This window comes from Hyphococcus formosus (genome assembly GCF_046736345.1).
GTDB lineage: Bacteria > Pseudomonadota > Alphaproteobacteria > Caulobacterales > Parvularculaceae > Hyphococcus > Hyphococcus formosus.
Map to the genome: position 1 here is coordinate 2,879,755 of NZ_CP157210.1, position 24,849 is coordinate 2,904,603.

The following is a 24,849-nucleotide window of genomic DNA, read 5'->3' on the forward strand; positions in this document are numbered from 1 at the left end:
CCGCGGCAGTATAGAAAACGACAAGATTCCGGGAAACGAATAAGAGGGACGAACCATGTCCGGTGCCGAAGTTAAACACGATTATCATCTGGTCAATCCATCGCCTTGGCCGCTGGTGGGCTCACTCAGCGCGGCGGTCATGATGATCGGTGCTGTCGCATGGATGAAGTCCGGCGCAGGCGAAGCTGGCATTCAGGTCGGCGGTATTGCCGAAGATGGTTCTGCGGGCATGTTCTCGCTGACCGGCAATTGGCTCTTCTTCATCGGCTTTGCCGGCGTGTTGCTCACCATGGTGGGCTGGTGGCGTGATGTCATCAAGGAAAGCCTCACCGGCGAGAACACGGCGCTCGTTATTCGCCTTGGCCTTCGCTATGGCATGATCCTGTTCATTGCCTCCGAAGTCATGTTCTTTGCGGCATGGTTCTGGGCATTCTTCGGCGCGGCTTTGTTCCCCGGCGCGATGGAGCCGATTATCCTTTCCGATGGCACGCAGATGGTGAACCCTGCGGGCGATCCCGCGTGGCTTGGTAATGATGGCCGCGTCCATGCGACCGGCGGTGTCTGGCCACCAGTTGGCGTTGAGCCGCTCAGTGCTTGGGGCTTGCCGCTTATCAACACGCTTATCTTGCTTCTATCGGGGACAACCGTCACTTGGGCGCACCATGCTGTTCAGCACAATGACCAAAAAGGCCTTATCCAAGGTCTGGTCGTCACGATCATCCTTGGTGTTTTCTTTAGCGCGTTGCAGGCGGTCGAATATTACGAAGCGCTGCATTACGAAATGTTCTCATTCGTTGGTGGCGGCATTTATGGTTCGTCGTTCTTCATGGCGACGGGCTTCCACGGTCTTCATGTGATTATCGGAACGATCTTCCTCGCGGTCTGCTTGTTCCGCGCGATGGCCGGACATTTCACACCGGAACGCCATTTCGGTTTCGAATGTGCCGCTTGGTACTGGCACTTTGTTGACGTGGTCTGGTTGTTCCTGTTCGCGTTCATCTATGTCCTCGGCAATCAGGGCCTATTGTCCTAGAGCGCTGCGGGCAAAAAACAGGAGTGCTTATGCGCTCATTGCCCGAATTGAAGACACGAATTGACGTCAGATTTGTGGTCGCCGCATTTGCGGCGATCACTTTGTCTGGTTGTCTCGTATCAGAAGAACCGATCCTCACAGAAAAGAATGGCAAGGCCCGTCCCCTGAAAGCGGGTGGTTATCAGTCCTGTGCGATTGCCGATGATGGCAGTTTAAAAGACTGCGAGCCGCTCACGGTTACGACAACTGATGATCGCGGCTATATGGTCGCGAGTGATGAGCAGGAGCCAACGGCACTTCGTTTTCGTCGCGTGAAGCGAAAGAGTTACGTTGCGCAAATGCAAGAGAGTGACGGCTACGCATATTACTATGCGGCCGGCGATCGAAACCGATTGACGCTCACCATGATGGAATGCCCGGACCTGCCCGATGATTTGCGCTCAACGCTGATCGAAAACGGGGATCTTGCCTCCGACGATGCCGATTACGAATTCTGCACAGTCCTAACACTTAAAGGGCTAACCGAAGCGGGGCGTGCTTATGCGACCGGAAAGGTCGCAAACGATTCGCCATTGTCACTTGTCCTGACGGCCCAAGAGTAAGGGGCAATCATGAGCTATTATCCGCCTGTTTCACCTTATGCTGCGGGGCTGGGGTGCAAATGCCCCCGCTGTGGGCAGGGGCCATTATTTGATGGTTACCTCAAGCTGAGAAAAGATTGCGAGCAATGCCAACTGGATTACGCCAAAGCCGATAGCGGTGACGGGCCTGCGGTTTTCGTTATTTTCATCGTTGGCTTTGCTGCGGTCGCTATGGCTTTTGTGGCGCGCTATGTCTTGTATGCGCCGATTGGCGTTGCGCTTTTTATCAGCATGACTTTCGCGATCGGATCGATCCTATTGATCATCAGGCCGCTAAAAGCCACCATGATTGCCTTGCAATATGCGAACAAGGCATCTGAAGGCCGATTGGAAGAATAAGCGATGCTGGCTGGCCGACAGTTTAAATTCCGTCCCGTACTGACGGTCTTCGTGGTTGTTGCTCTTGGCATTCTTGTCTGGCTTGGCACATGGCAACTCCACCGGCTCGCGTGGAAAACAGACCTTATCGCCAAAGTCGAAGCACGCGTCGCGGCACCGCCGATTACTTTTGACGAGGCGGTCAAGCGCGCGCAGGCAGGCGAAGACATGGAATATATGCCGGTAGAGATCACTGGCATCCCCACAAGAGCACATGCGCGCGTTTTCGGTTCCTATGAGGCAGGGGCGGGGTATTACGAATTTGTTCCTTTCCAAGCGGATGAGTTTGGCGTGGTCTATGTCAATCGCGGTTTTGTCCCGCAGGGCGCGGATGCGGCGGAGCCAAACTATAATGACCCGAGCGAAGCCATCGGCCTTTTCAGGACCGCAGAACAGCCAACGCCCCCGGCAAGCTGGTTCCGTCCCGTAGGAAAATCCGTTGACGGATTGTGGTACACGCGCGATCCGAACCAATTTGCGCAGACCGCGGAATTATCGACTATTCCTTATTATGTCGATCAATTTGCGGTTGCGGATCGGCAATGGCCCAAGGGCGGAACGACGCGACTATCCTTTAATAACCGCCATCTAGAATATGCGCTGACATGGTATGGTCTGGCGTTGACGCTGGTCGGTGTGTGGCTGGTTTTTTCATTGCCATCCCGCAAGGAAGACAGCGCCGATCGAGCGTGATAGGGTTTTGCTGTCGGGGGAGTTTGCGATGTCATTACAGCCACTAATGGATGCGCCTTGGGTGATTCAAGTTCATGCAATTGGCGCGATAGCGGCGTTTTTATTGGGTGTCGTTCAGTTCACGGCCCCTAAGGGAACATTGCCCCATCGAAGTCTGGGCGTGCTCTGGGTAATATTGATGATCGCCGTCACCATCAGCAGCATATTCATCCGGCCCGCTTTGGTGCCTGGCCTTCCGATCACCGAATGGTTCAGTTTCATTCATATCTTTACCGTGCTGACGGCCTACGGTCTGATCGGCGGTATGATCTATCTCATGCGCGGCGGCGCGCATCTCAAAAAGCACAAGGGCCCATTCACCGGTATTTTTATCGGTGGCCTTATCATAGCCGGCATGTTGGCATTTTTACCCGGACGCATCATGCATCAGGTGGTCATGGGCGGTTAGGGCGTCCGCAATTTGCGCTCATAGGCGCTAACAAGCGTCATATAGGGATTGACCTGATCGAAGACCGGGTCCGTTTCTGCGTCCGGCGCATAGTTTTGATACATTTCAAAATGAAGGTGATAGGTCGTCGGTACCGGATCGCCAGACGAGTTGAAAAAATCATTCGAGACACGGCCAATGCGTTGACCCTTGGTGACATATTCACCATCGCTAACCGCTAAGGCATCCATTTTCAGATGGAGATAGCGATAAAGCGTGCCGTCTTCGGTTTGTAGACGGACGGTATAGCGCGAGGAAGCCGGTGCGATGATGCGGCCATCCTCGACGGCAATCGCCCAATGCTCGGCACCGCTTTGTGGGATACAGGTCGCCGGGCGTATATCTACGCCTTCATGTCCGCCATTCGGGCACATGATCTGGCTGCGTGAGCGTGATTCGCAAAACGTATCCTGCCAAGGATATTCATAATTCGACGAATGGCATTGGCCGCCATTCATACCGTTGACTGAGCCTTGATAACCGCCATGCCGATAGACCTGACTATTTAAAAAGGCTGCTTCCTCAAGCGGAAACATTATGTCTGGTCGATAAATCGTTGTGTCCTGATGGCCGGGCCCAGAATTTGGCAATAAATCGCCCACCGGCACATAGCTGAAAATTCTGCCTTCTTCGTCGTCGAGATATTCTTCTTCGGGGATTGGATCCGGTTGCGGATCAGGGTTCGGGTCAATCGGCTCTGGGTCAGTCGGGTCTGGGTCCGCAGGGTTATCCGGACCCGGATCGATTGGTGTTGGCGTTTCGCCCGGCTGATCGCAGGCGATCAAACCGAGGGATAAAATCAAGGCGATAAGTGTATGCTTGGCGTACTCCATCATTCACCTCCGGCGAGTTCTGGGTTAGCGAGAAACATCGATTCTGCGAGGCCGGTGATATACTCATCGCCGGAACAACGCGGATCTGCAGCGGGGTCGCCGCATTCAATTGTCACAACATAGCCGCAGCCAAATTTGGAAAAGCTAAGATCGACCCCGAAATCATTCCGGCTGATATGATAGGCCGCATTGGTGCCTTCGAGGCGACGCGGCGCAACACTGAGGCGCTTTCGTGCTTCAACAATATCGGGATCGCCACCAATGACACGATTACAAGTGCCTGAAATCATCAAACTTGCCTCCGTGTCGATTGATGCTGACGCGGTGTAAACATTTCTCATCCCATATAGTTTCATGCGGTCTGCAAATTCGAGACTGCCGGGAATCAAAACAGGCACACGGACATCAATTAGCTCGCGGCGGTCAGCCGCTTTCAAGCGTTCATTTGTAACTGCGCGAATGCCCTTTACCGGCGGTAATGCGGTGATGGCGCGGGTGGCCGCCAGCGTATCTGTTTGGGTTGCCCGATCAGCTTCGCGCGTTGCGTTGAGGGAGTCGCGAATTTCCTGAATATCGGGTGCGCGCACAATGGTTTCTGCGCGATTGGCGCGTTCGTCGGAGCCTGCACGCAATGCTGAGGCAAGACCTCGGCGCGGAATGCGCTTGGCCTTTTCTCTCAGTGTACGTTGTATTTCGTCGGGGTTGGGCGGGACTGCGCTGATGGTCGGTTCTTCGGAAGCGGGTGCTTCTTGCGCATAAAGGTGCCCGCCAGCAAGAGCAGTCAGACAAACCGCTGTTACAATTGCGTTCCTCATGTCTCCCCCCTGTGTCGTTAGGTTTATCGCTCCGTCAGCTTGAATTCGATGCGCCGGTTCTGGGCGAGCGCAGCGCTAGAATAACCGGACACAATCGGTGCCGCCGATCCCGAACCGGTCGCCAATAGACGGCGTTCAGGAACGCCACGGCTCTTGATAAATTCTACAACAGAAATCGCCCTTTGTGCGGATAAATCGAGATTGGAATCGAATTTTGCACGGCACGATGGCCCCAAAGGCGATTGGTCCGCATGGCCGTCAACTCGCAATACCCAGTTCACTTCTGATGGGATTTCCCCCTGAATATCGAGAAGCGCCGTTGCTAGTTTTTGAAGTTCGAGCTTACCGGCCTCGCCGAGCGTCGCAGAGCAGGACCCGAAAAGTATATCACTTTCAAAGATAAAGCGGTCGCCAACGACTTTTATATCGGTGCGATCACCCAGAGCTTCGCGCAATGCCTCGAAAAAGCGAGAGCGGACTTCCTGAAGTTCCTGAACCTTGCGTGCAAGTGCAGCATTGAGGCGTTTCGAGAGGTTTTCAATTTGCGCCTGTTGCTCAATGTCTTTGGCTTCAGCGGCGTCAAGCGCTTCTTGAAGGCTGGCGAGCTGCCGGCGCAGCGCCGCAATCTGTGCATTGAGCGTTGCAATCTCGCTTTTTTGTTCTTCGGTCAGCGCTTTTTCCGCTTCCAATTCCTCCGCAGACGCAGCAACCGCTGACTGACTTGCGGCGAGGGCCACGCCCAAACCGGCAAGCTCTGCATCTTTCTGGGCGATCGTGTCTTCGAGCGCCAAAACCTGAGCGGCGAGGCGATCTCGTTCTGCTGTCGCCAATCCTAGTTGGTCGTTCAGGCTGTTGATCTGTGCGATCAGTCGCGCAAGCTCATCATCCTTGGAGGCAAGTTCGTCTTTAACGCTCGCAAGGCGATCACCCAAATAGAATTGGGCAACAACGAAAATCGAAAGGATAAACATCAATACGAGCAGCAAAGTCGATAATGCATCGACAAAGCCGGGCCAGATATTTCCGTCGCTTCTGGAGCGCCTGCGCGCCATGACTATTCTCCGCCGCCGACGCGGATCAGGGTGCGGTTAAGCGCCCGGATTTCGTCTTTTAGCTCCGAGGTCTGACCCGCCTGGGCCTTGATTTGCATATCGGTATTGGCCGCAAGTGCGCTTTCGAGCGCGTTGATTGCGTCGGCAAGGTCACCATCGGTTGAATAGCTTGATCCGTCTTTCCCGCCATTTCGAACGGTTTCTGTCATGCCAGCAAGCCAGTCTTCAAGGTCTGTGTAGAAACGGTTTTGCGATTGACCTGCTTGCAGGTCGAGAAAGCCAACGACAAGGCTGCCGCCCAAACCAAAAAGTGAGGACGAAAACGCTGTCCCCATACCAGAGAGGGGTTGTTCAAGGTTTTTGATTAACTGCGCGACTGCATCTTCTGCGGCACCGGTGGTATTCGCGAGACCGCTGATCGTAGCGCCAACCGCGTTCACAGTTTCGAGCAATCCCCAAAACGTACCGAGAAGGCCAAGAAAAACGAGAAGGTTCATCAGGTAACGACCCATCTCTCGGCCTTCATCCATCCGTGTGCCGATGGAATCAAGAATGGCCCGGGACGATTCCGGTGACAGGCGCCCGGCCCGCGTATCCGCGTCGAGAAGGAGTTTCGACATCGCATTGATCAGGCTCGGTGCGCGGGGAAGACGGGAACGCGCGGGATCAACTGACTCGCGAAAAGCCTCGACCCATCGAACAGCTGGCGCGATAACACCGGCCTGCCGCAAATTGTAAATAATCCCGACCGCCAAGACCCCAAGGATGAGGCTATTGAGTGCCGGATTGGCATTGAAGGAGTCGATCAACAGATTTGTCGGCTGCGGGCTCCACGGGGAGAGGTAGTAAATGATCGCGCCCACCACAAGTAAAAAGATGAGCATATTCATGATGTAACGGCCGGGCCGGACAAATTTTACCGACCGTTCGAGCGAGCGTGACATTCAGTTCCCCTTACTTCTGCTATCCCACAGCATTCGTTACATTATTCAATAATTACGCCGCGGGATACGCTATTTCGCCGTTTTCCACCTGATTCATCGGTCTGCGTTGGCATATGGCCACAGAACCTCCCGCCGACCGATCTCGCTTTTCAATGTATTGGTTAATGATGACACAAAAAATCAGCGCACAATTTGCGCATTATTCTTGACGTGACAGTACGGTGACGGTTATATGACAGATTAGTGACATAAAAATAAAAAACGAACGGAGAAAAAAGATGCAGATAAAACAAATCATAATGGCAATCGCGGCGGCTTTCACATTATCCGCCGGGGTACACGCATCTGATTTTGGAAGCGCCCCTGCTGACTACGAAGCGCAGGTAATCGAATATTTTGGTGAGCGCCTGATGGAGCCCCGCACGGCTCGTTACGATTTCACCAGTGAGCCTTATCAAGTGTTCGCTGACCTTCGTGGCTATGAAGGCCTCCCCTGTTGGGCTGTTGATGTGCGCGTGAAATCACGCATGCCGAACGGCTCGCGCGGTAGTTATGTCTCTTACACAGTCCTTTTCCTTGATGGCGAAGCGATCGCCCTCGAAGATGATGTTGTGCGGATGGTCCGCGCTTAACGCTGACTGTTAATCGAATCACGCAAAAACCCCGGCGAAATCATCGCCGGGGTTTTTTTATGTGGGCGATTACGCTGCCCGTAATTGTTCGATCTCAGCAATCATATCATCTGCCAAAGCCGCCTGCGCGCGCTTATCGATGCCGCGATGGATCTCAATTCTTAACGCAGACACATTGGACTGAAATCGCCGGGCAAGGCGCATTGTGTCGAGGTCATTCCCGATTTCTCCGGCTAGCTTTGCGCGTTCAAACGCGCTGGCGAATTCCTGCAATATCTCATTAAGATAGCGCGCTGCATCTCCGGCAATGGCTTCGTCCGTGGCTCCTGTATCCAGAATTGTCTTGATCAACATGCAGGCGCGGCCATGGGGGTCATCAGGGCCGCATCGGCCAAGTTCACGAAGATAATTCTCAAGCCCTTGAAGAGGGGACGAGGCGGCTTCGAACGCCGCCTTCAGCGATGTCAGGGATTGATCGAAATAACGCTTCAGCGTTTCACGATAGAGTGTCTCTTTGTTGGTGAAAGCTGCGTAAATGCTGCCTGGTTTCATGCTCAGTGCGGCTTCAAGATCTTTCAGCGATGTGGCGTGGTAGCCCTTTTCCCAAAACAGGTTAAGGGCAGCATCAATCGCGACGTCGCGGTTATAACGGGCTGATCTTTTCATCATCAGATACTCGGAATTAAAAACCTTGGCTCAACTTACTTATAGCTCGCTTGAGTGTTCACTCAATATATGCACCGTTTTTCGACAAACAAGAAACACCTTTCGTGCGCACTAACACATTGATTCCAATAAAAAACGCCCGCCGCGAGAAGCGACGGGCGTTTATTTTCGAGAAGTATTTGAGGCTTTTTAAAGCTCGCTAGCCTTTTTGACTTCGATCTCGCCGAGATTGAGAGACCGGATCCCGTCTTCAATCTTTTCGTAATCGCCGACGATGACCCAGATCAGGCTTTCCGGATGGATGACCTCATCGGCTGCGGCCGTGATGTCCGCAATCGAAAGCGCCTCATATTTATCTTTGACGGTTGCCGGATAATTCCATGGACGACCATAACGCTGGCTGGCGGTCAAGCTGCCCAGAACATCACCTGAGGTTTCATATGAACCCGGCAGTGAGCGAACATTGTTCAATACTGTGCGCTCAAGTTCAGGTGCGGAGGCTGGCTTCTCGCCTTTATAGGCGTTCAGCTCACTGAGTAGTTCCTGAAGCGACTCTTTTGTTTTGTCCGTTTGGACCGGCGCATAGACCATGAATGGCCGCTGGCCTGTCGCCCCTTGCAGGAAGGTATAGGCACCATAGGCCCAGCCTTTATCTTCGCGCAGATTCATATTGACCCGCGCAGAGAACTGGCCGCCGATGATGTCGTTCATCGCGTTGATCGCAATTGCGTTTGGTGCATTGGTCGGCGGTGCCACATGGGCTGCGAGAATAAGAGACTGCGGTGATCCGGGCTTATCGACGATAATGACTTTGCCTTTTTCAGGGACCTCGACCGTTTCGATGTTTTTGCTTGGTACGGCCGTATCAGGCGCGGACCAATTTCCGAATACGCCCTCTAGCATTGGTTTGATTTCATCAAGGGTCGTGTCGCCAACAACAAAGATCGTTGCATTGTCCGGGCGCAGCCATTTTTCATGAAAACCTGTCAGGTCAGCGCGCGTAAGCGAATTGATTGATTCAACTGTCCCTGACCCGGTCAATGGCGCTGCATAAGCGTGGCCAGCGCCATAGATTTCCGGCGGAAGAAGACGCAGTGCCAATGAAACCGGCGACGCTTTCTCTTGTTCGATCCCGGCCAACCAACGGGCGCGCAATTTATCGATCTCGCTTTGCTCGAAAGCTGGGTTTCGGATGACATCGGCAAGCAGATTGAGTGAAGGTTTCAGATTATCCTTAAGCGCCGACATTTGGACCGTTGATGTGTCCAGATTTGCGCCGGCAGACATATTCGCGCCCAACGATTCTAGCTGTTCGGCGATTTGCGCCGCGGAGCGCTTTTTCGTTCCCTCATCAAGCATTGATGACGTAAACGAGGATGCACCCAGCTTGCCGCCGGGTGTGCTATCGGCTGCATAGCCCGCATCAAATTGAACGGCGATCTCCACCAATGGAACCGTGTGGCGCTCAGCGACGACAAGCTTCATGCCGTTGCTCAGGGTGGTTTCGGCGACATCAGGGAAGACGAGATCTGGTGTTGATGTTACGGCGGGCAATCCGGTCGAGCGATCAACCACGGGTTCCGATGTAGAATATTCCGGGAACGGAAGAACAGTTAGCTGGTAATTGCCCGCATTCATGACATCACGCGCAGCGGCGAGAACTTCTTTTGGTGTTGCCTCTTCCAGCCATTCAAGCTGCGTCAGGATAAAGCCGGGATCATCGGCATAGAGCGCACCCTGGGCGAGAACGACCGCCTTGCCGCCAAAGCCGCCGATTTCCTCAAGACCGCGCAGAATATTCGCCTTGATGCGGGTTTTCGCCCGCGATAGTTCCGCCGCAGTTGGGCCTTTGGCGAGGAAGGCGTCAATGGTTGCTTCCATCTCGCGTTCCACTTCAGCGAGATCGGCGTCGGCCTTGGCATCGACGGTGACAGAATAAAATCCCATCAACTCATGCGATTGATTGTTCGCAGATGCAGAAGTGGCGATTTGAAGATCATCAATAAGATGCTTGTAAAGCCGCGAGGTTTTGCCGCCGCCAAGCACCTGTGATGCGAGGTCAAGCAATACCGCTTCGCGGGTTGTTCTTCCGGGGGCGACCCAATTCCGATCAATCCGTGGCTGTGGGATGCGGTCATACATGACCTCGCGCTTGTCGGTCGCAAGCTTGGGCGCGTTTGCTTTCGCTTGAGTGACGGGCGGTCCCGCAGGAATATCGCCGAAATATTTTTCGACCATGGTTTTTGCGGTTTCCGTATCAATATCACCCGCAAGGACGAGAATGGCATTCGCCGCGCCATAATAATCCTTGAACCACTGTTGGGCGGTTTCAAGCGATGCCGCTTCGAGATCTTCCATCGAACCAATGGTGCTGTGACGATAAGGGTGGCCTGCAGGCAATAACCCTTCGAGCGTGGCATATTCCATCATGCCATAGGGTTGGTTGTCGCCTTGGCGTTTCTCATTCTGGACGACACCGCGTTGCTCATCGAGTTTTTCTTGCGTTACCGCGCCAAGCAAATGCCCCATGCGGTCGGATTCCATCCAAAGCACACGATCAAGCGCCGTAGTCGGAACAGTTTGGAAATAGTTGGTACGGTCAAACCATGTGGTTCCATTCAACCCAGTTGCGCCGACCTCTTCGAGCGGGCCAAACCAATCATCGTCGAAATTTTCAGATCCATTGAACATGATGTGTTCAAACAGATGGGCAAAGCCGGTTTTGCCTTCCGGCTCATCTTTCGAGCCGACATGATACCAAATCGAAACCGCGACAAGCGGTGCCTTGCGATCTTCGTGAACGACCACCTGAAGCCCGTTATCGAGTGTGAATTGCTCATACGGCAGATCAATGTCTGCGGCGTGGCTTATGGTTGGCGTGACAGCCAGCATCAGTGCGCTGGCAATAAAGATTCGCAATTTCATTGTCCGGTTCCCCTTCAAAGAACAAAAGCATTAGTTGACTAGCATTAACACCAGAGACCATGTGGTAAAGGTCTCTGGCTGTTCTATTTGCCGTTCAGATCAAACGCTTTATCGAAGAAAAGGGGAGTTGCGGGCCCTATCGCGGCGCTCTTTTAGCGAGAATGCGTTGTAGCGTCCGGCGATGCATGCCCAGGCGGCGTGCGGTCTCGGATACATTGTGGTCGCATAGCTCGTAGACGCGCTGAATATGTTCCCAGCGGACGCGGTCAGCCGACATCGGATTTTCAGGGGGCGGCGGGCGTTCGCCGGGGCGCGCCAATAGGGCTTTTTCCACGTCATCAGCGTCCGCAGGCTTGGAGAGGTAATCGATCGCGCCCGCTTTCACGGCTGCGACCGCAGTCGCGATATTGCCGTAGCCCGTTAGCATAACCACCCGGCAATCCTCGCGGGTCTGACGGATTTGCTCAACCACCTGCAAGCCGTCCCCATCTTCGAGGCGGAGATCGACTACAGCAAAGGCAGGCGACATATTTTTGATCATGACCGCCGCGTCATTCACCCCAGCCGCGAGAATTGGCTGGAAGCCGCGTTTTTCGAGGGCTCTGCCGAGGCGCGTGCGGAAGGGCTCGTCATCATCGACGATCAGCAATGTCGCATCCGGCGGCAGCGATTGGTCGTCGGCGCGGGCGTCATCTAGATTGGTCATGCTTTTAAACTTTCGGTCTCAATCGTTTTCTCATAAATGCGCTTTTTGGCGCATTTTTCAAGCAATTAGGCTCGAAGTGCCGCCGGATAAAGCCCAAGATGCTGCGACCCATGCGCCGGTTTTGGACTGATCTGGTTCCGGCCAACGGCGATTTTCAAATTCTACAGTAGCACCGGTCGCTTCCAAAAGGGTTTTGGCAATGAAAAAACCAAGCCCAAGTCCTGTTTTTCCGCCCGCCGATGCCTGACTTCGGTGACCTGCACGACTGCTCACATAGGGTTCGCCGAGGCGCAACAGGATGTCGGGCGAAAATCCGGGGCCGTCATCCTGAACAATCACCGTTAAACGATCCGCATTCCAACTGGCGAGTACCAAAACATCAGACCGCGCGAATCCGGCGGCGTTCTCGATGAAATTTCTCAAGCCAAAAATAATCTCCGGCCGCCGACGTAAAATAGGTATCGGCGTACCATCGAGGCTCTTTTTCTCGATACGGATCGCGGGGCCACTTGGATGATCGAGAAATGGCGCAGCCGCTTCGCGCATTAATGCGTCAACGGATAATTTATCATGAACCGCATCGCCCGCGTCACCATGTTTAGACAACCTGCCTAAGATATCCCGGCACCGCTCTGCTTGACTGACAACCAATGCCGCATCCTCAATTAGGTCGGGCTCATCGTCGAAGGTGCGCTCTATTTCGCGCTGCATTTCCTTGGCTGTGAGCTGAATTGTCGCCAGCGGCGTTCCCAGTTCATGAGCGGCAGCAGCGGCCAAACCGCCAAGCGCGGCCAGCCTTTCTTCTCTCGCAAGAACAAGCTGCGTCGCCGCAAGGGCAGAACGCATTTGCACCGATTCAGCGGCGATGCGGTGGGCATAGGCCGCGAAGAAAATGACCGAAAAGGTAAGCGCTGCCCATACGCCCGCTTTGTAGACGGTTTCAAATTCCAATGTCTCACCGGGATACCAGGGGATCGGCATATGGTTCAGCGAAAGGATACTGACCCCGATCACAGCAAGTGCCGTAATCGCAATCGTATAGCGCAGCGGAAGGACGCTAGCAGCAATAGTCACGGGGGCGATAATCAGTGCAGAGAATGGATTTTGCAGGCCACCGGTAAAGAACAAGAGCGAACATAGCTGGACGATATCAAAGGCAATAAAGGCCGCCGCTTCGCGGTCGCTCAAAAAACGCTGTGGTGAAAATCGCAAAATTGTGAACAGGTTCAGCCACGCACTGGCTGCGATCGCGCCAAGGCATAGCCCCAAGGGCGTCGGAAAGCCCAAGGCGAAGTGAACCACAACAATAGCGGCGGTTTGGCCAACTACAGCCAACCAGCGAAGGGCGGTCAGGGTCCGCAGGCGAACGGGACCGCGAAGCGCGTTCATCGCGCCCTGACTATCTGCGAGTGCATGCGACATTGCGCGGTATTAGCCTGACTGTCATTGCGAAGGGAAGATGTTTAGAACAAAGCAAAGCTTGTTCTTTGATGGAGAAAACGATGCGCGCTTTGGTAATGGCTTCACTTTCATTGGTTTTGGCGGCCTGTGGCGGCGCGGAACCCGACACTGCGGCAGATATACCCACCCAAGGGGTCGCGCGTCTTTCTGACCAATTTACCGGTGATTTTGCGCTGATCGACAAAGACGGCAAGGCCGTTACCGACGAGGATTTCGAAGGCAAAGTCATGCTCGTCTATATCGGCTTTACAAATTGTCCGGATGTCTGCCCCGGCGATGTCGGCGTGATGAGCGCGACGTTAAACGAGCTTGGCGATAAGGCAGATCAGGTTGCGCCGATCTTTATCTCGGCGGACCCAGAACGCGATACGCCGGAAGTCTTGCGTGATTATTTCGGGTTTGATGACCGCATCATTGCCCTGACCGGTTCTTTAGAGGCGACCAGCAAGGCACTGGCGTCTTTTAAGGCCTATGCCCAGAAAGAAGAATTGGCCGATAGCGCCCTTGGTTACACAGTTAATCATACGCGTTTTTACTATCTGACGGACCGCAATGGCCAACCAGAATATGGGATTGTTGGGGGTGTCGGCCCGACTGAGCTGGCGGCACTGGTGCGTCGCAGCATTTCACAATAATACTATCGACGCTTCTTTTTCTAATAAATACAACATATTAGTCGGATTTGACGGTTTTGCGCTTTGTTGCAAAGCCGTCATAAATGATTGATTCTGCCTCCCGATTAGGCTCATAGTTCACGCTCTTAAATGTTTAGCCCTTATTTTGTGCTATGCAGCATATATTACCGGTAGCGTAAGGACGTCATATTTCATGTTGTATTCTGCCTATGAGCTTGCCTACAGCGCGTTCACGCCAGCACGCATTGCCGCTGGCGTTGGTGCCAAATTTTGGCGTTCGCCCCTGAACCCTGCGGCGGATAGTTGGTTTGGCCGGTCTGCGGCGGCGGCGCTCGATGTCTTTGAAAATGCGACGCGACGCTATCCCAAGCCCGAATGGGGGCTGGATTCGACTTTTGTGAATGATGTCGAAATCCCGGTGATGATTGAGCCGGCGATAAAAAAAGATTTCTGTACCCTCCTTCATTTCGAGCGAGATGCGGATGCGCTCAAGAAGGCGAAAAAGTCGAATGATCCGGATCCGACGGTTCTGATTGTCGCGCCGCTTTCCGGGCATTACGCGACCTTGCTGCGCGGAACGGTCGAAGCGATGTTGCCGGATCATGACGTGTACGTCACAGACTGGACGGATGCGCGCCATGTACCGCTGACGGCGGGCCGGTTCGATCTCAATGACTATATCGATTACCTGATTGAATTTATACAGACGATTGGCCCATCGACACACACAATGGCGGTCTGTCAGCCAGGACCAGCTTTGTTATCTGCTGCTGCGATCATGGCCGAGGATGGCGATGTCTGCCGGCCGGCATCAATGACCATCATGGGAAGTCCGATTGATACCCGCCGTTCACCAACTGTGCCGAACAAGCTTTCCGAAGAGCGGCCCTATGAGTGGTTCGAGCAGAATATGATCTATACGGTGCCTGCGCCTTATGCGGGCGTGATGCGCCGTGTTTATCCCGGTTTTGTGCAATTGGCGTCATTTATGTCGATGAATTCCGATCGCCATATGACCGCGCAATATGATTACTTCCAGCACCTTGTGGAAGGTGATGGCGATAGCGCGGAAAAGCACCGTAAATTCTACGACGAGTATCTTTCGGTTCTCGATATGACTGAAGAATTTTACCTTCAGACCATTCACGAAGTCTTTCAGGAACACGCTTTGGCCAAGGGGACGGCTGTCCACCGTGGCCGTTTGATCAATCCGCAGGCTATTACAGACATTCCGCTGATGACGGTTGAAGGCGAAAAAGACGACATTTCCGGCATCGGGCAAACGCAGGCCGCACATGATTTGTGCACGAACCTTCCTGACGCGATGAAGACCGACTATATCCAGCCGAGCGTCGGTCATTATGGTGTCTTTAACGGCTCGCGTTGGCGAAACGAAATTCAGCCGCGCGTCGCAAAATTCATCAGCGATGCTTCGGTAGCGTTCGCAAAACGCCCCAAGTCGAAAGCGGCGGCTGAATAGCCGCTATTTGACCTTGGAGACGAATGCGATCGGGAAGCCGCCAGCGCCCGCGACATAGTAAATCCGCTCGCCATGGGCATCGTCTGGGCCTTTAACGTCCACGCCTTTTGATTTTGCGCGTTCTGCAAATGCATCCGCATCGTCAACGACGATTTGCAGCATGGTCATTTCGGGCATGTTCTGGTCGGTTGGCCAGATCTCAATCCAGCTTCCTTCACCGAGCGGCGCGTCATCGGCCGGGAACACAGCGCCGTTGAAGCGGTCGGTCTGGGGCATATTCGTGGGCTTCAAGCCGAGCCCGTTTTCCCCAAGCAGCGACGCGATTGCTTCGGCGTCTTCGGCTTTGGCCACTTTACAAAATCTAATCCCTAGAACTTTCATGCGTCCTCTCCTATGCATGGGGGCACTCATTTGAATCGGGAAGCTACGACACATGGCCAAAAAAACCAAAACTGCTCGGCGTCTCTATCTCGTTGACGGCTCCGGCTATTTATTTCGCGCCTATTTTGCGATGGCGCGCAGTCGGCAAGGGTTAACCCGCAAATCAGATGGCCTGCCGGTTGGTGCGGTCCTTGGTTTTTCGAATATGCTCAACAAGCTATTGACCGATATGCAAGACGAGCATGACCCGACGCATCTTGCGGTTATTTTTGACCATTCCGGCAAAACCTTCCGAAATGATATTTATACAGAATATAAGGGAAATCGCCCGGATGCGCCGGAAGATTTGATCCCGCAATTTCCGCTCGTGCGCGAGGCAACCCGCGCTTTCAATGTGCCCTGTATTGAAACCGAAGGGTTTGAAGCGGACGATATTATCGCCACTTATGCCCGCAAAGCCGAGGCGGATGGGGATGAGGTTGTTATCATTTCTTCGGATAAGGATTTGATGCAGCTCGTAAGCGATAACATTTCGATGTTTGATCCGATGAAAAACAAACGGATCGGTCGGGAAGAAGTTATTGAGAAATTTGGGTTGCCGCCTGAAAACGTCGTCGATATTCAATCGCTGGCTGGCGATTCTTCGGATAATGTGCCCGGCGTGCCCGGCATCGGCATTAAGACCGCTGCGCAATTGATCGAAGAATATGGTGATCTCGAAACGCTTTTGGAGCGGGCATCAGAGATCAAACAAAATAAGCGCCGGGAGAACCTAATCGAATTTGCGGATCAGGCGCGTATTTCGAAAAAGCTTGTCGAGCTTTGTGCTGACGTGCCGCTTGACGATGGTCTGGATTCGCTTGCGCTGCGGTCGATCGACCTCGATTTGTTGATGCCGTTTCTTGAGAAGATGGAATTCAATCAGCTCATTGAGCGGATCAAGCGGGATTTCGGTGATGACCGAAGCCTCGTGTCCGAAGGTAGCACCATGACCGGTGCCGCTGGAGAGCAGGAATATGAGACCATTTTTGACGAAGCGGCGCTGCAAAAATGGATTGATGCTGCCTATGTGCGCGGCGTTATCGCGGTGGATACGGAAACCAACAGCCTTAATGCAATGCGCGCGTCTTTGGTTGGTATTTCGATGGCGACCCAGCCGGGGCAGGCGTGTTACATCCCGCTTGGTCATGGTGGTGATGGCCTCGCGTTAGATGACGAAGACGCCGCCAAACAAATCCCGTTAGAAAAGGCAATTTCCCTTTTGAAACCGATGCTGGAAGACCCGGCGGTTTTGAAGGTCGGGCAAAATATGAAGTATGACGCGTTGGTATTGTCACGATACGGCGTAAATATTGCGCCATTCGATGATACGATGCTGATTTCCTATGCGCTCGATTGTGGTCGCGGCGGACATGGCATGGATGAACTGGCCAAGCGTCATCTTGATTATGATACGATCAAGTTTTCGGACATTGCGGGGACAGGCAAAAAAGCAAAGACCTTTGATCAAATTCACATCAAAGAAGCGGCGAAATATGCGGCTGAAGATGCTGATATTACGCTGCGGCTTTATCAGGTTCTCAAACCGCGCCTGGCGGCAGAGGGTAAAACGACGGTCTATGAAACGCTCGAACGACCCCTGGCACCGATCATTGTCGGGATGGAGAGGGAAGGCGTTAAGGTCGATCGATCTGTGCTTTCTACGCTGTCATCAGACTTTGCTCAGCGCATGGCTGCATCTGAGGCCGAGGCCTATGAGCTTGCGGGCGAAGAGTTCAAGCTCGGATCGCCAAAACAGATTGCAGAAATCCTGTTCGGAAAACTTGACATGCCGGGCGGACGCAAGACCGCAAAAGGGGCATGGTCGACCAATGCGGAGGTGCTCGAAGAGCTGGCTGCTGCGGGACATGACCTTCCACGGGTGATTTTGGAGTGGCGCAGCCTTTCCAAGCTGAAAAGTACCTATACGGATGCCTTGCCAGAAGATATTCACCCTGAAACAGGCCGCATCCACACGTCATATTCATTAGCGGCGACAACAACCGGGCGACTTTCGTCGAACGACCCGAACCTTCAAAACATTCCGATCCGAACCGAAGATGGCCGGAAAATCCGTACGGCCTTTGTTCATGAAAAAGGAAATGTGCTTGTCGCAGCGGACTATAGCCAGATCGAACTTCGCTTACTGGCGCATATTGCCGATCTGAAATCCATGAAACAGGCTTTCGCCGACGGTATTGATATTCACGCGATGACCGCGTCGGAGATGTTTGGCGTGCCCGTAAAGGATATGGACCCGATGGTCCGTCGCCGCGCCAAAGCCATCAATTTCGGCATCATCTACGGCATTTCCGCCTTTGGTCTTGCTAATCAGCTCGGCATTAGCCGCGGCGAGGCCAAAGATTATATCGATGCCTATTTCAAGAAATTCCCGGGTATTCGCCATTATATGGATGAAACCATCGCCTTTGCGAAATCGCATGGCTATGTGGAGACGATCTTTGGCCGCCGCACCTATGTGGGCGGGATCAAAGAAAAGAATCCTGCGATGCGCGGATATTCAGAGCGTCAGGCGATCAATGCGCCGATTCAGGGTGCGGCAGCAGATGTTATCCGCCGTGCAATGATCCGTATGCCGCAAGCGCTTCAAGACGCGGGGCTTGGCGCGAAGATGCTGTTACAGGTGCATGACGAATTGATTTTCGAATGCGCCAAAGGAGAGGCAAAGAAAGTTTGCGATCTCGTTTCCAAAATTATGATCGGCGCACCACAACCAGCCGTCACCTTAAGTGTTCCGCTGGTTGTCGGTGCGCGTCCCGGCAGTAATTGGGGTGAGGCGCATTAACGCGCTTCGCGCTTATCGGCCGAGATGGGTCTCAAGGAACCGCGAGGTTTCGGTCAGATATTGCGTGCGCGTTGAGGCCGTACTGAGCCAGTGATCTTCACCGTCGAGTTCGACAAAGGTCACGGTTTTACCGCTACGTTTGAGTGCGGTCTCCATGTCGCGGCTTTGTTCGATCGGAACAATGGTGTCGTTCCGGCCATGAATTAGCAAAACCGGCGCAGTGAAATTGTCGGTGAGATTGATCGGTGAACGATCACGCAATTTTGCGCGGTTCGCATGGGGGTTGCCGATTGATAGCCGCCAATATTGCGCAACCTCTGAAATGCGTCCGCCGCGGCCGTCTCTCCATGCAAAAAATTCATTCAGGCCAGAGATGCCGGCGTAGGAAACAACGCATTTATAAAGATCGGGCGTCATCGCGCCGCCCGCGAGCGCCGCATAGCCGCCATAGCTGCCGCCAACAATGCAAATGCGGTCAGGGTCGGCAATGCCATCAGCAATAAGCTTGCGCACGCCCTGGGTGACGTCGTCTTGCATCAGGCCGCCCCATTCTCCGTGTCCGTCATTTTGAAATTTGGCCCCATAACCGTCGGAGCCGCGAAAGTTCGGTTGATAAACAGCATAGCCGAGACTGGCGTAATATTGCGCCTCCCAATCGAAATGCATGTCATCGCGCGTCGCCGGGCCGCCATGTGGGAGCACCACCAACGGCAAATTGCTGGCCTCTTTTCCTCTGGGTTTATGAAGATAACCCGGAATTTTGACACCGTCCGAACTGACATAATCAAACCGCGTCACCGTACCCAATTCAGCCGGTTGAATATGGGGGTAGTCGCTCATGACCTCCGTCAACTGACCGGTTGATTTGTCGAAGTGAAAAACCTTGCTAGGGCTACCGGCAGCAGAAGCGCGCAACAGGATCTTTGAGCGATCCCGTGACGTCGATTCAATCGTGACGGATTGATATGCGCCGAGCGCGCCTTTTAGCGCTTTGTGTAATGCGCCCAGCCCGCTATCAAAGAATGTCTGTTGATACATATCGTCCACATGCTCAACCGCGAGGACGCTATTAGAAAAATCATCAAGCAACGCATAGGAATATTCATAGTCAGGGTTTGACCAAACAATCGGCCCCAAGGTTCCGGTTGTAAAATCATAGCTATGAACTTTCGTCAGATTTTTTTCGCCAACCGCAATCGCATAACCCTCGGCCGCAGTTTCCCCGAAACCGATAATGTTATATTCGCCCATGAACGCATCAATGCTCTCATATGTATCGATCAGTTGGAAATGTGATTCACCCGGAGCGCGGTAATGAACTTCTTCTTTGTCATAGGCGTCTTTATAGTCGATCCGAACCAATGAATTCCCACTTGGCCCTGCGTTCCAATCGGTAGTGTATTTATTCCCTTTCTCAACCGTCCTTACACGTCCGGTTTTGATATTCACCTCGTATAAGTTGAGGTGCCACTCATCGCCGAAGGCGGTGCCTTTGACGTTTGTCCCGATATTCGCCCCGGTCGCATAGGGATCGTATTGCGACATCAGGATATTATCCGGATCATGGGGCAATGGATGAATAAATTGCGGCGCAGATATCACCGCATTGAATTTTTTCTCCTTGCTGAAAAGCCAAACTGGGTCCGTCGCATTCATGTCAATTGACATCACCCGAGAAAACTCAAATTCCTCGCCACTGCGCCCATATTCCGCAGTCGTCGAAATGGTCAAAATCAATCGATCATCGCTGACCCAGCGCAAGTCACGTAATTTTGCGTTGGCCATTGGTGTGCGGCTGAGAAGGCCGCGGGTCATGGAAAAAAACGCGAGATGCCCGCTATCAGGGTCGTCAGGATATTGCACATAGGCGATCACGTCGCCATCAGGCGAAAGCGACACCGGATTGGCAAAGGGTTGGTGTGTGTAATTCGATATCTCAGGTTTTGGCGATTGCGCCCACGCGCCGCCGAGTAACAAAAATCCCAGTGCACAAACGACTGCTGCTACAAACAAACATACTCTGGCCCCGCGCATGAACTGCCCCCCGAATATTGCCCCTGTATTGTGGAAATCATATCGCTCTCAGAAGGGTGTGCAAGTATTAATGGCAATTAATCTGCGGTAGTATTGTATCAATATCGGTATTTATCAGCGCAGTTTTCGGCTCGATGTTTCGCGTCGGTTAAAGCTCGGTTAGCGAGTTTGCGCCTAAACTTGGCGAATGGAACGAGGAATTGAGCCCATAACATTTGGCCGTTTTAAGCGCGACTTTGATGAGATCGAAGGCGGCGTGTTGCGGCGCGGTATGTTTGTTAGCCTCGTGATCGTCGTCTTTTTCATCGTGAATATCGGCACGATTTTCTCCTTCCCGCTAGAGCGTTCCCTTGCGCCGGTACAAGATTACTTCGCGTTCCACGCGGCGGCGGAAAATTCATTCAACGATGTCGCGGGGCTCTACGATCCGGAAATATTCACGGCGCTCTTTGACGAAAAGAACGGCATGTTGTGGCTTTATCCGCCTACGATGTTGTTAGTGCTCTTTCCGTTCGGCTTGTTCCCCTATGGCGTCGCAAAAGTGATTTGGGTGATTGCGAGTTGCGCCGGTCTGGGTGTCGCGGCCTATAAAATTACCAAAGGTAATCTTTTTCTGACCGTGGCGATGGTGCTGTCGCCCGCCGCATTTGCGGTTTTGTTCACCGGTCAGCTCAGTATTTTCTTTGCGTGTCTGGCATTGGTCGGATTCCTCAATGCGAAATCTCGTCCGATCCTGTCTGGTATTTGCTTTGGGTTTTTGACCCTGAAACCACAATTCGGATTGTTGGTACCGGTCTTTTTATTGTGTACTGGATCGTGGCGAGCAATATTCGCGGCTGCTGTGACGACGCTATTTCTTGTGATGGTGTCTATTGCCGCATTCGGGTTAGAGGCTTGGGCCGCATTTTTCTCTTCGCTCTCCCAGACCCATACGGATTATGTTCAATCCGTTGGCCATTCGGGCCGTATCACCCTTGCGGATGCTTTGCGTATTCTGGGTGTGGCCGAGTTATCGACAGCGCTGATCACGCTATTGAGCGTGGGGATTGGCGGTAGCCTGATCGTTCTGGCGCGCCGTCTGGGGGCATCAATTCCCGATTTGACTGTTTTGGCTTTGCTGCTGACGGCGATCACGGCACCCTATTTTTGGGTTTATGATTGGCTGTTTGTCACCTTTGCGGCGCTATTGTTTTTACGCGACCGGCCAACCCAGCCCGTCTGGGTACAGGGCATGATCGTTCTTGTCTGGTTTGCGCCAATCGCACCTTATGTAGGGAGCGGGGCGAATTTGGTGCCGGTCATCTGGCTTGTTCTGCTGGGCGTATTGGTCGCAGTTTCGAGCGTATTACTGGGGCTTACAGGTCGCGGCCTGCGCCGGCAGACCATATAGATCCAGAATATTTCCCTGATGGGTTGGTGCGCCTTTAACCGTCCATGCTTCAAAGCGGGTGTCGCCGACCATGGCGTAGGCAACCGGGGTGTGCAGGTAAACGCAGCGCCCAGCGCGCTCATATTGGTTGATGGCTTCACGAATGTTCGAAAGCTCTTTTTCTTGCGCACGCGCCAGTATCACGCCGTTGAGGCGGGTCTCAACCATATGGTCTTCCGCAACCGTAACAACCAATGATCCGGGCGTTATCGCGCGCTTATAGGCTTGGTCATAGGGTGCCTTTATAAAGCGCAGCCCAAGCTCTCCGGCGGCATCAGCCGCGCTTAAAATGCCAGCATAGCCAAAGGCAAGGCTAGACAGGACTAGCGCTATGGTCGCGTTTTTATGCGCATACAAAACGTAAACCAAGCTGGCGATCAGGGCGGTAGCAATTGCGAGTTGCGGATAAAGCTGGGCCGGTATTGCAAGAGAGGGCGCGATGTCAGGCAGCGCATAGTAAAAGAACATCGCCAACGCCGCGCCGACAATGATTGAGCGCAAGATGAGATCACCGGAATTTGGCTTTTCCGCTAATAGGTGCGCCAGCCCATAGGAAGCAGTGATTGCGATAAAGGGCACGGCGGGCAGGAAATAACGCATGTTAAAGGTCATGCCCCCATGCCACGCATTCATCGCAAAGAAGGCAATCGTGCCCGCTATCATCAAAAACGAAAAACTATGGGCCGATATTTTTTGAGCGCGGCAAAATTCATAGATTGGTATAAGGAGTAATGTTGCGAAGGGCAGGCTTTGCAATAATGCCTTTTTGGGAATGCCCCAGAAAGACCAATAGCCAAATTCGTCTTTTATAATGCCGGGCCGTATTTTAGCGGGATCAAATGCCTGCATATCCACGACCAGATTATAGGTGCCTTGCCCGAGGCCAATCAGGAACGATCCGGCGGCGACCAAACCAATCGCGAGAACGACAAGCGCCGCATAGACCAGGCGGCGGAAATTGATCACCCGCGCAATGGTGGGGTGAGCGACATTGATGGCGAGCGAGAGAATGATGGCAATGCCACCGGCAGCAACGATTGGGATATATCGTGACGCAGTGGCGAGGCCATCGGTTTGTCCATAATGGAAGGGCTGAAAAACGCCGAACTTCAGAAAATTCAGATAGGCGGCGAGCACAAGTCCCGGTGCTAATCCGGTGATTAATGCGATCGCGCTCAAGCGATCATCGGGGCGCGCAAAAAACCGCAACCAGAAAAAAGCGGCAATTGCTGGGATAATTCCGTCAATACGAATATTGACGCTTAGGCCAAAAAGTAGCCCCGCCAATAAAGCGTAAACCAGACGATGATGTGATTGAGGCATCCTAAGCACCAGATATGCGCCGCCAAGCGTAAATGCCAGTGAAGTGATGTGTGGCCAGATCGAGAATACATATCCGCCAAAGAACGTCGCGACGCCGAGGATCAGCGTCGCATTACGCGCAATCATACGGTCATTATAAAGAGTATTTGCAATTAGATAAGTGAGCCACAGACAAAATGCACCCGATATGGCATTCATCAAAATCAAGCCATGAATGCCGAAAACAAGAAAAAACGGCGCAGCCAGAAAAGCATATCCCGCCGGATATTGGGGCACAGCGTTGCCATCTATCCGGTGGATCAGGTCAACCGATTCGAGCAATATAGGCGCTTCAGCAATCGCAAGGGGCGGATTGACATATAGGCTGCCCCGTTCGGCCATCGCTTCGGCCATGGCAATATAAATCGTGTCATCGATTGTGAAGGGGGCAGCGGGCGCAAGAAAGACGACCGCAATAAACAGGACAAACAGCCCTGCAAAGATCGCTTCTCTCGTTTTGGTGATTTTCATGCCGCGCCCCGATTGGTTCAGCAATAGAGATAAATGCCATCCCTGAATGTGTGGTTAACGAGCCGTAAAGAAGTCCCGTGAACAATAGAGAAACCGCAAACAAAAGCTCGAAGATGACCTTTGCCGTTTCGATCACCCTGACCCGTTTTCGCGAGCCCGATTGGCTGGTGATGGAAACGCTTGCAAGCTTGGCAAAGCAAGAGAATGTCGCTGGTGAGGTTATTTTCCTCGATCAAAATTGGCGCGAGGATTTCGCCGCAAAAGTCGAAAAATTGTCGTCGCAAGATATCATGTTCCGCTGCGTTCCTTGTGATGAACGCGGTCTCTCTCATGCACGCAATGACGGCATTCGATTAGGCCAAAACGATTTCATTCTTTTCATCGATAGTGACGCGATCGCAGAGCCGTCATGGGCGCTTGAAATGGCAAGGGGCCTAGGAGAAGGCGCGGCGATCGTGGGCGCACGGATATTGCCGCGCTGGCGTGGAAAAAAGCCGTTGCTCGCAAATTCCCGTGTCGTGACGGATCTCTACTCGTTGCTCGATTGGGGTGATGAAATGATCGATACCCATCGGGTTGTCGGTGCTGGCTTTGGTATCAACAAGTCGCTGTTCCCGGCGGCAATGCAGTTCGACCCCGATTTCGGGCGGCGGGATGGTAAATTGCTGAGCGGCGAAGAGTCAGATCTATGTGCGCGAATTACCGCGCTAGGCGGCCGCATTACTTATTGCGGACAGGCGATCGTCCATCACCAGATTTTGCCGGAGCGCTGTCAATTCGGTTGGATCGCCAAAAGGCTCTATTTCGCGGGTATGGCGCGCGCCCAAGCGGGCGGAACGCCGAGCCCATCGCATAAACCCGGCCTATGGGATTGGGCATTGTTGCCCCTTATTTTACCGCCCTATGCCGCGGGATATGCGCGGAAAAAGTTGGTCAGCTGATCAAT

22 protein-coding genes are annotated in these 24,849 nt (G+C 53.2%); 11 read left to right on the top strand and 11 right to left on the bottom strand.

Going from position 1 to position 24,849, the window contains the following annotated elements; translation table 11 throughout:
* Positions 1-55 precede the first annotated feature (55 nt).
* The 5 genes from ABFZ83_RS13455 to ABFZ83_RS13475 are packed head-to-tail and all read left to right on the top strand — an operon-like array spanning position 56 to position 3,193.
* Positions 56-1,033 (top strand): cytochrome c oxidase subunit 3, encoded by a 978-nt coding sequence (locus tag ABFZ83_RS13455; protein WP_411817066.1) that lies wholly within the window; start codon positions 56-58, stop codon positions 1,031-1,033.
* 29 nt (positions 1,034-1,062) lie between these two features.
* Complete coding sequence (locus tag ABFZ83_RS13460) at positions 1,063-1,635, top strand: hypothetical protein (RefSeq protein ID WP_411817067.1); 573 nt, start codon at positions 1,063-1,065, stop codon at positions 1,633-1,635.
* Positions 1,636-1,644: 9 nt separating this feature from the next.
* Positions 1,645-2,013, top strand: coding sequence for a DUF983 domain-containing protein (locus ABFZ83_RS13465; RefSeq protein ID WP_411817068.1), 369 nt, complete (start codon positions 1,645-1,647; stop codon positions 2,011-2,013).
* A 3-nt stretch (positions 2,014-2,016) separates the two neighbouring features.
* Positions 2,017-2,745: an SURF1 family protein gene (locus ABFZ83_RS13470; protein WP_411817069.1), complete on the top strand. Its 729-nt coding sequence runs from the start codon at positions 2,017-2,019 to the stop codon at positions 2,743-2,745.
* A gap of 28 nt (positions 2,746-2,773) precedes the next feature.
* Positions 2,774-3,193, top strand: a complete 420-nt coding sequence (locus ABFZ83_RS13475; RefSeq protein WP_411817070.1) for a DUF2306 domain-containing protein — start codon at positions 2,774-2,776, stop codon at positions 3,191-3,193.
* On the opposite strand, the gene ABFZ83_RS13480 is transcribed toward ABFZ83_RS13475, so the two are convergent.
* Genes ABFZ83_RS13480 through ABFZ83_RS13495 form a run of 4 tightly spaced genes read right to left on the bottom strand, consistent with a single transcriptional unit; the run spans position 3,190 to position 6,876 of the window.
* Positions 3,190-4,068, bottom strand: coding sequence for a M23 family metallopeptidase (locus ABFZ83_RS13480; protein WP_411817071.1), 879 nt, complete (start codon positions 4,066-4,068; stop codon positions 3,190-3,192). The genes ABFZ83_RS13475 and ABFZ83_RS13480 overlap by 4 nt on opposite strands.
* The gene (locus ABFZ83_RS13485) at positions 4,065-4,880 is read right to left on the bottom strand and encodes a hypothetical protein (protein ID WP_411817072.1); all 816 of its coding nucleotides are present in this window, start codon (positions 4,878-4,880) and stop codon (positions 4,065-4,067) included. Before ABFZ83_RS13485 ends, ABFZ83_RS13480 begins: the two co-directional genes overlap by 4 nt.
* A 23-nt stretch (positions 4,881-4,903) precedes the next feature.
* A complete protein-coding gene (locus tag ABFZ83_RS13490) occupies positions 4,904-5,932 on the bottom strand; it encodes a peptidoglycan -binding protein (protein ID WP_411817073.1) in 1,029 nt (342 codons plus the stop codon).
* Between the two features lie 2 nt (positions 5,933-5,934).
* A complete protein-coding gene (locus ABFZ83_RS13495) occupies positions 5,935-6,876 on the bottom strand; it encodes a hypothetical protein (RefSeq protein ID WP_411817074.1) in 942 nt (313 codons plus the stop codon).
* A 278-nt stretch (positions 6,877-7,154) separates the two neighbouring features.
* Between ABFZ83_RS13495 and ABFZ83_RS13500 the strand changes: the two genes are divergently transcribed.
* A complete protein-coding gene (locus ABFZ83_RS13500; protein WP_411817075.1) occupies positions 7,155-7,508 on the top strand; it encodes a hypothetical protein in 354 nt (117 codons plus the stop codon).
* Between the two features lie 69 nt (positions 7,509-7,577).
* On the opposite strand, the gene ABFZ83_RS13505 is transcribed toward ABFZ83_RS13500, so the two are convergent.
* The 4 genes from ABFZ83_RS13505 to ABFZ83_RS13520 all read right to left on the bottom strand — a co-directional run bounded on the left by ABFZ83_RS13505 (position 7,578) and on the right by ABFZ83_RS13520 (position 13,227).
* Positions 7,578-8,177 (bottom strand): TetR/AcrR family transcriptional regulator, encoded by a 600-nt coding sequence (locus tag ABFZ83_RS13505; RefSeq protein ID WP_411817076.1) that lies wholly within the window; start codon positions 8,175-8,177, stop codon positions 7,578-7,580.
* A gap of 186 nt (positions 8,178-8,363) precedes the next feature.
* Positions 8,364-11,099, bottom strand: a complete 2,736-nt coding sequence (locus ABFZ83_RS13510) for a M16 family metallopeptidase (protein ID WP_411817077.1) — start codon at positions 11,097-11,099, stop codon at positions 8,364-8,366.
* Between the two features lie 136 nt (positions 11,100-11,235).
* The gene (locus ABFZ83_RS13515; protein ID WP_411817078.1) at positions 11,236-11,805 is read right to left on the bottom strand and encodes an ActR/PrrA/RegA family redox response regulator transcription factor; all 570 of its coding nucleotides are present in this window, start codon (positions 11,803-11,805) and stop codon (positions 11,236-11,238) included.
* A gap of 57 nt (positions 11,806-11,862) precedes the next feature.
* Positions 11,863-13,227 carry an ActS/PrrB/RegB family redox-sensitive histidine kinase gene (locus ABFZ83_RS13520; RefSeq protein WP_411817079.1) on the bottom strand — a complete coding sequence of 455 codons (1,365 nt, stop codon included), beginning with the start codon at positions 13,225-13,227 and terminating at the stop codon, positions 11,863-11,865.
* Positions 13,228-13,307: 80 nt separating this feature from the next.
* Here ABFZ83_RS13520 and ABFZ83_RS13525 point away from each other — a divergent pair, with 80 nt between their 5' ends.
* Together ABFZ83_RS13525 and ABFZ83_RS13530 are read left to right on the top strand one after the other, a co-directional pair.
* Positions 13,308-13,901, top strand: coding sequence for an SCO family protein (locus ABFZ83_RS13525; protein WP_411817080.1), 594 nt, complete (start codon positions 13,308-13,310; stop codon positions 13,899-13,901).
* Between the two features lie 193 nt (positions 13,902-14,094).
* Positions 14,095-15,381, top strand: coding sequence for a polyhydroxyalkanoate depolymerase (locus ABFZ83_RS13530; RefSeq protein WP_411817081.1), 1,287 nt, complete (start codon positions 14,095-14,097; stop codon positions 15,379-15,381).
* 3 nt (positions 15,382-15,384) lie between these two features.
* Here ABFZ83_RS13530 and ABFZ83_RS13535 read toward each other — a convergent pair whose 3' ends face one another.
* Positions 15,385-15,762: a VOC family protein gene (locus tag ABFZ83_RS13535; protein WP_411817082.1), complete on the bottom strand. Its 378-nt coding sequence runs from the start codon at positions 15,760-15,762 to the stop codon at positions 15,385-15,387.
* A 52-nt stretch (positions 15,763-15,814) separates the two neighbouring features.
* Here ABFZ83_RS13535 and polA point away from each other — a divergent pair, with 52 nt between their 5' ends.
* Positions 15,815-18,607, top strand: a complete 2,793-nt coding sequence (polA, locus tag ABFZ83_RS13540; RefSeq protein WP_411817083.1) for a DNA polymerase I — start codon at positions 15,815-15,817, stop codon at positions 18,605-18,607.
* 12 nt (positions 18,608-18,619) lie between these two features.
* Here the strand turns inward: polA and ABFZ83_RS13545 are convergent, their stop codons facing one another.
* Positions 18,620-20,641, bottom strand: a complete 2,022-nt coding sequence (locus ABFZ83_RS13545) for an alpha/beta hydrolase family protein (protein WP_411817084.1) — start codon at positions 20,639-20,641, stop codon at positions 18,620-18,622.
* A gap of 187 nt (positions 20,642-20,828) precedes the next feature.
* Between ABFZ83_RS13545 and ABFZ83_RS13550 the strand changes: the two genes are divergently transcribed.
* Positions 20,829-22,031, top strand: coding sequence for a glycosyltransferase family 87 protein (locus ABFZ83_RS13550; RefSeq protein WP_411817085.1), 1,203 nt, complete (start codon positions 20,829-20,831; stop codon positions 22,029-22,031).
* On the opposite strand, the gene ABFZ83_RS13555 is transcribed toward ABFZ83_RS13550, so the two are convergent.
* Complete coding sequence (locus ABFZ83_RS13555) at positions 21,987-23,903, bottom strand: ArnT family glycosyltransferase (RefSeq protein WP_411817086.1); 1,917 nt, start codon at positions 23,901-23,903, stop codon at positions 21,987-21,989. The genes ABFZ83_RS13550 and ABFZ83_RS13555 overlap by 45 nt on opposite strands.
* 77 nt (positions 23,904-23,980) lie before the next feature.
* Between ABFZ83_RS13555 and ABFZ83_RS13560 the strand changes: the two genes are divergently transcribed.
* Positions 23,981-24,844: a glycosyltransferase family 2 protein gene (locus ABFZ83_RS13560; RefSeq protein WP_411817087.1), complete on the top strand. Its 864-nt coding sequence runs from the start codon at positions 23,981-23,983 to the stop codon at positions 24,842-24,844.
* The last annotated feature ends 5 nt before the right edge of the window (positions 24,845-24,849 follow it).

What these genes read in the sequence shown, in the direction of transcription:
- ABFZ83_RS13455 (WP_411817066.1), top strand. Translation starts at nt 56, where the DNA reads ATGTCCGGTGCCGAAGTTAAACACGATTATCATCTGGTCAATCCATCG.
- ABFZ83_RS13460 (WP_411817067.1), top strand. Translation starts at nt 1,063, where the DNA reads ATGCGCTCATTGCCCGAATTGAAGACACGAATTGACGTCAGATTTGTG.
- ABFZ83_RS13465 (WP_411817068.1), top strand. Translation starts at nt 1,645, where the DNA reads ATGAGCTATTATCCGCCTGTTTCACCTTATGCTGCGGGGCTGGGGTGC.
- ABFZ83_RS13470 (WP_411817069.1), top strand. Translation starts at nt 2,017, where the DNA reads ATGCTGGCTGGCCGACAGTTTAAATTCCGTCCCGTACTGACGGTCTTC.
- ABFZ83_RS13475 (WP_411817070.1), top strand. Translation starts at nt 2,774, where the DNA reads ATGTCATTACAGCCACTAATGGATGCGCCTTGGGTGATTCAAGTTCAT.
- ABFZ83_RS13480 (WP_411817071.1), bottom strand. Translation starts at nt 4,068, where the DNA reads ATGATGGAGTACGCCAAGCATACACTTATCGCCTTGATTTTATCCCTC.
- ABFZ83_RS13485 (WP_411817072.1), bottom strand. Translation starts at nt 4,880, where the DNA reads ATGAGGAACGCAATTGTAACAGCGGTTTGTCTGACTGCTCTTGCTGGC.
- ABFZ83_RS13490 (WP_411817073.1), bottom strand. Translation starts at nt 5,932, where the DNA reads ATGGCGCGCAGGCGCTCCAGAAGCGACGGAAATATCTGGCCCGGCTTT.
- ABFZ83_RS13495 (WP_411817074.1), bottom strand. Translation starts at nt 6,876, where the DNA reads ATGTCACGCTCGCTCGAACGGTCGGTAAAATTTGTCCGGCCCGGCCGT.
- ABFZ83_RS13500 (WP_411817075.1), top strand. Translation starts at nt 7,155, where the DNA reads ATGCAGATAAAACAAATCATAATGGCAATCGCGGCGGCTTTCACATTA.
- ABFZ83_RS13505 (WP_411817076.1), bottom strand. Translation starts at nt 8,177, where the DNA reads ATGATGAAAAGATCAGCCCGTTATAACCGCGACGTCGCGATTGATGCT.
- ABFZ83_RS13510 (WP_411817077.1), bottom strand. Translation starts at nt 11,099, where the DNA reads ATGAAATTGCGAATCTTTATTGCCAGCGCACTGATGCTGGCTGTCACG.
- ABFZ83_RS13515 (WP_411817078.1), bottom strand. Translation starts at nt 11,805, where the DNA reads ATGACCAATCTAGATGACGCCCGCGCCGACGACCAATCGCTGCCGCCG.
- ABFZ83_RS13520 (WP_411817079.1), bottom strand. Translation starts at nt 13,227, where the DNA reads ATGTCGCATGCACTCGCAGATAGTCAGGGCGCGATGAACGCGCTTCGC.
- ABFZ83_RS13525 (WP_411817080.1), top strand. Translation starts at nt 13,308, where the DNA reads ATGCGCGCTTTGGTAATGGCTTCACTTTCATTGGTTTTGGCGGCCTGT.
- ABFZ83_RS13530 (WP_411817081.1), top strand. Translation starts at nt 14,095, where the DNA reads ATGTTGTATTCTGCCTATGAGCTTGCCTACAGCGCGTTCACGCCAGCA.
- ABFZ83_RS13535 (WP_411817082.1), bottom strand. Translation starts at nt 15,762, where the DNA reads ATGAAAGTTCTAGGGATTAGATTTTGTAAAGTGGCCAAAGCCGAAGAC.
- polA (WP_411817083.1), top strand. Translation starts at nt 15,815, where the DNA reads ATGGCCAAAAAAACCAAAACTGCTCGGCGTCTCTATCTCGTTGACGGC.
- ABFZ83_RS13545 (WP_411817084.1), bottom strand. Translation starts at nt 20,641, where the DNA reads ATGCGCGGGGCCAGAGTATGTTTGTTTGTAGCAGCAGTCGTTTGTGCA.
- ABFZ83_RS13550 (WP_411817085.1), top strand. Translation starts at nt 20,829, where the DNA reads ATGGAACGAGGAATTGAGCCCATAACATTTGGCCGTTTTAAGCGCGAC.
- ABFZ83_RS13555 (WP_411817086.1), bottom strand. Translation starts at nt 23,903, where the DNA reads ATGAAAATCACCAAAACGAGAGAAGCGATCTTTGCAGGGCTGTTTGTC.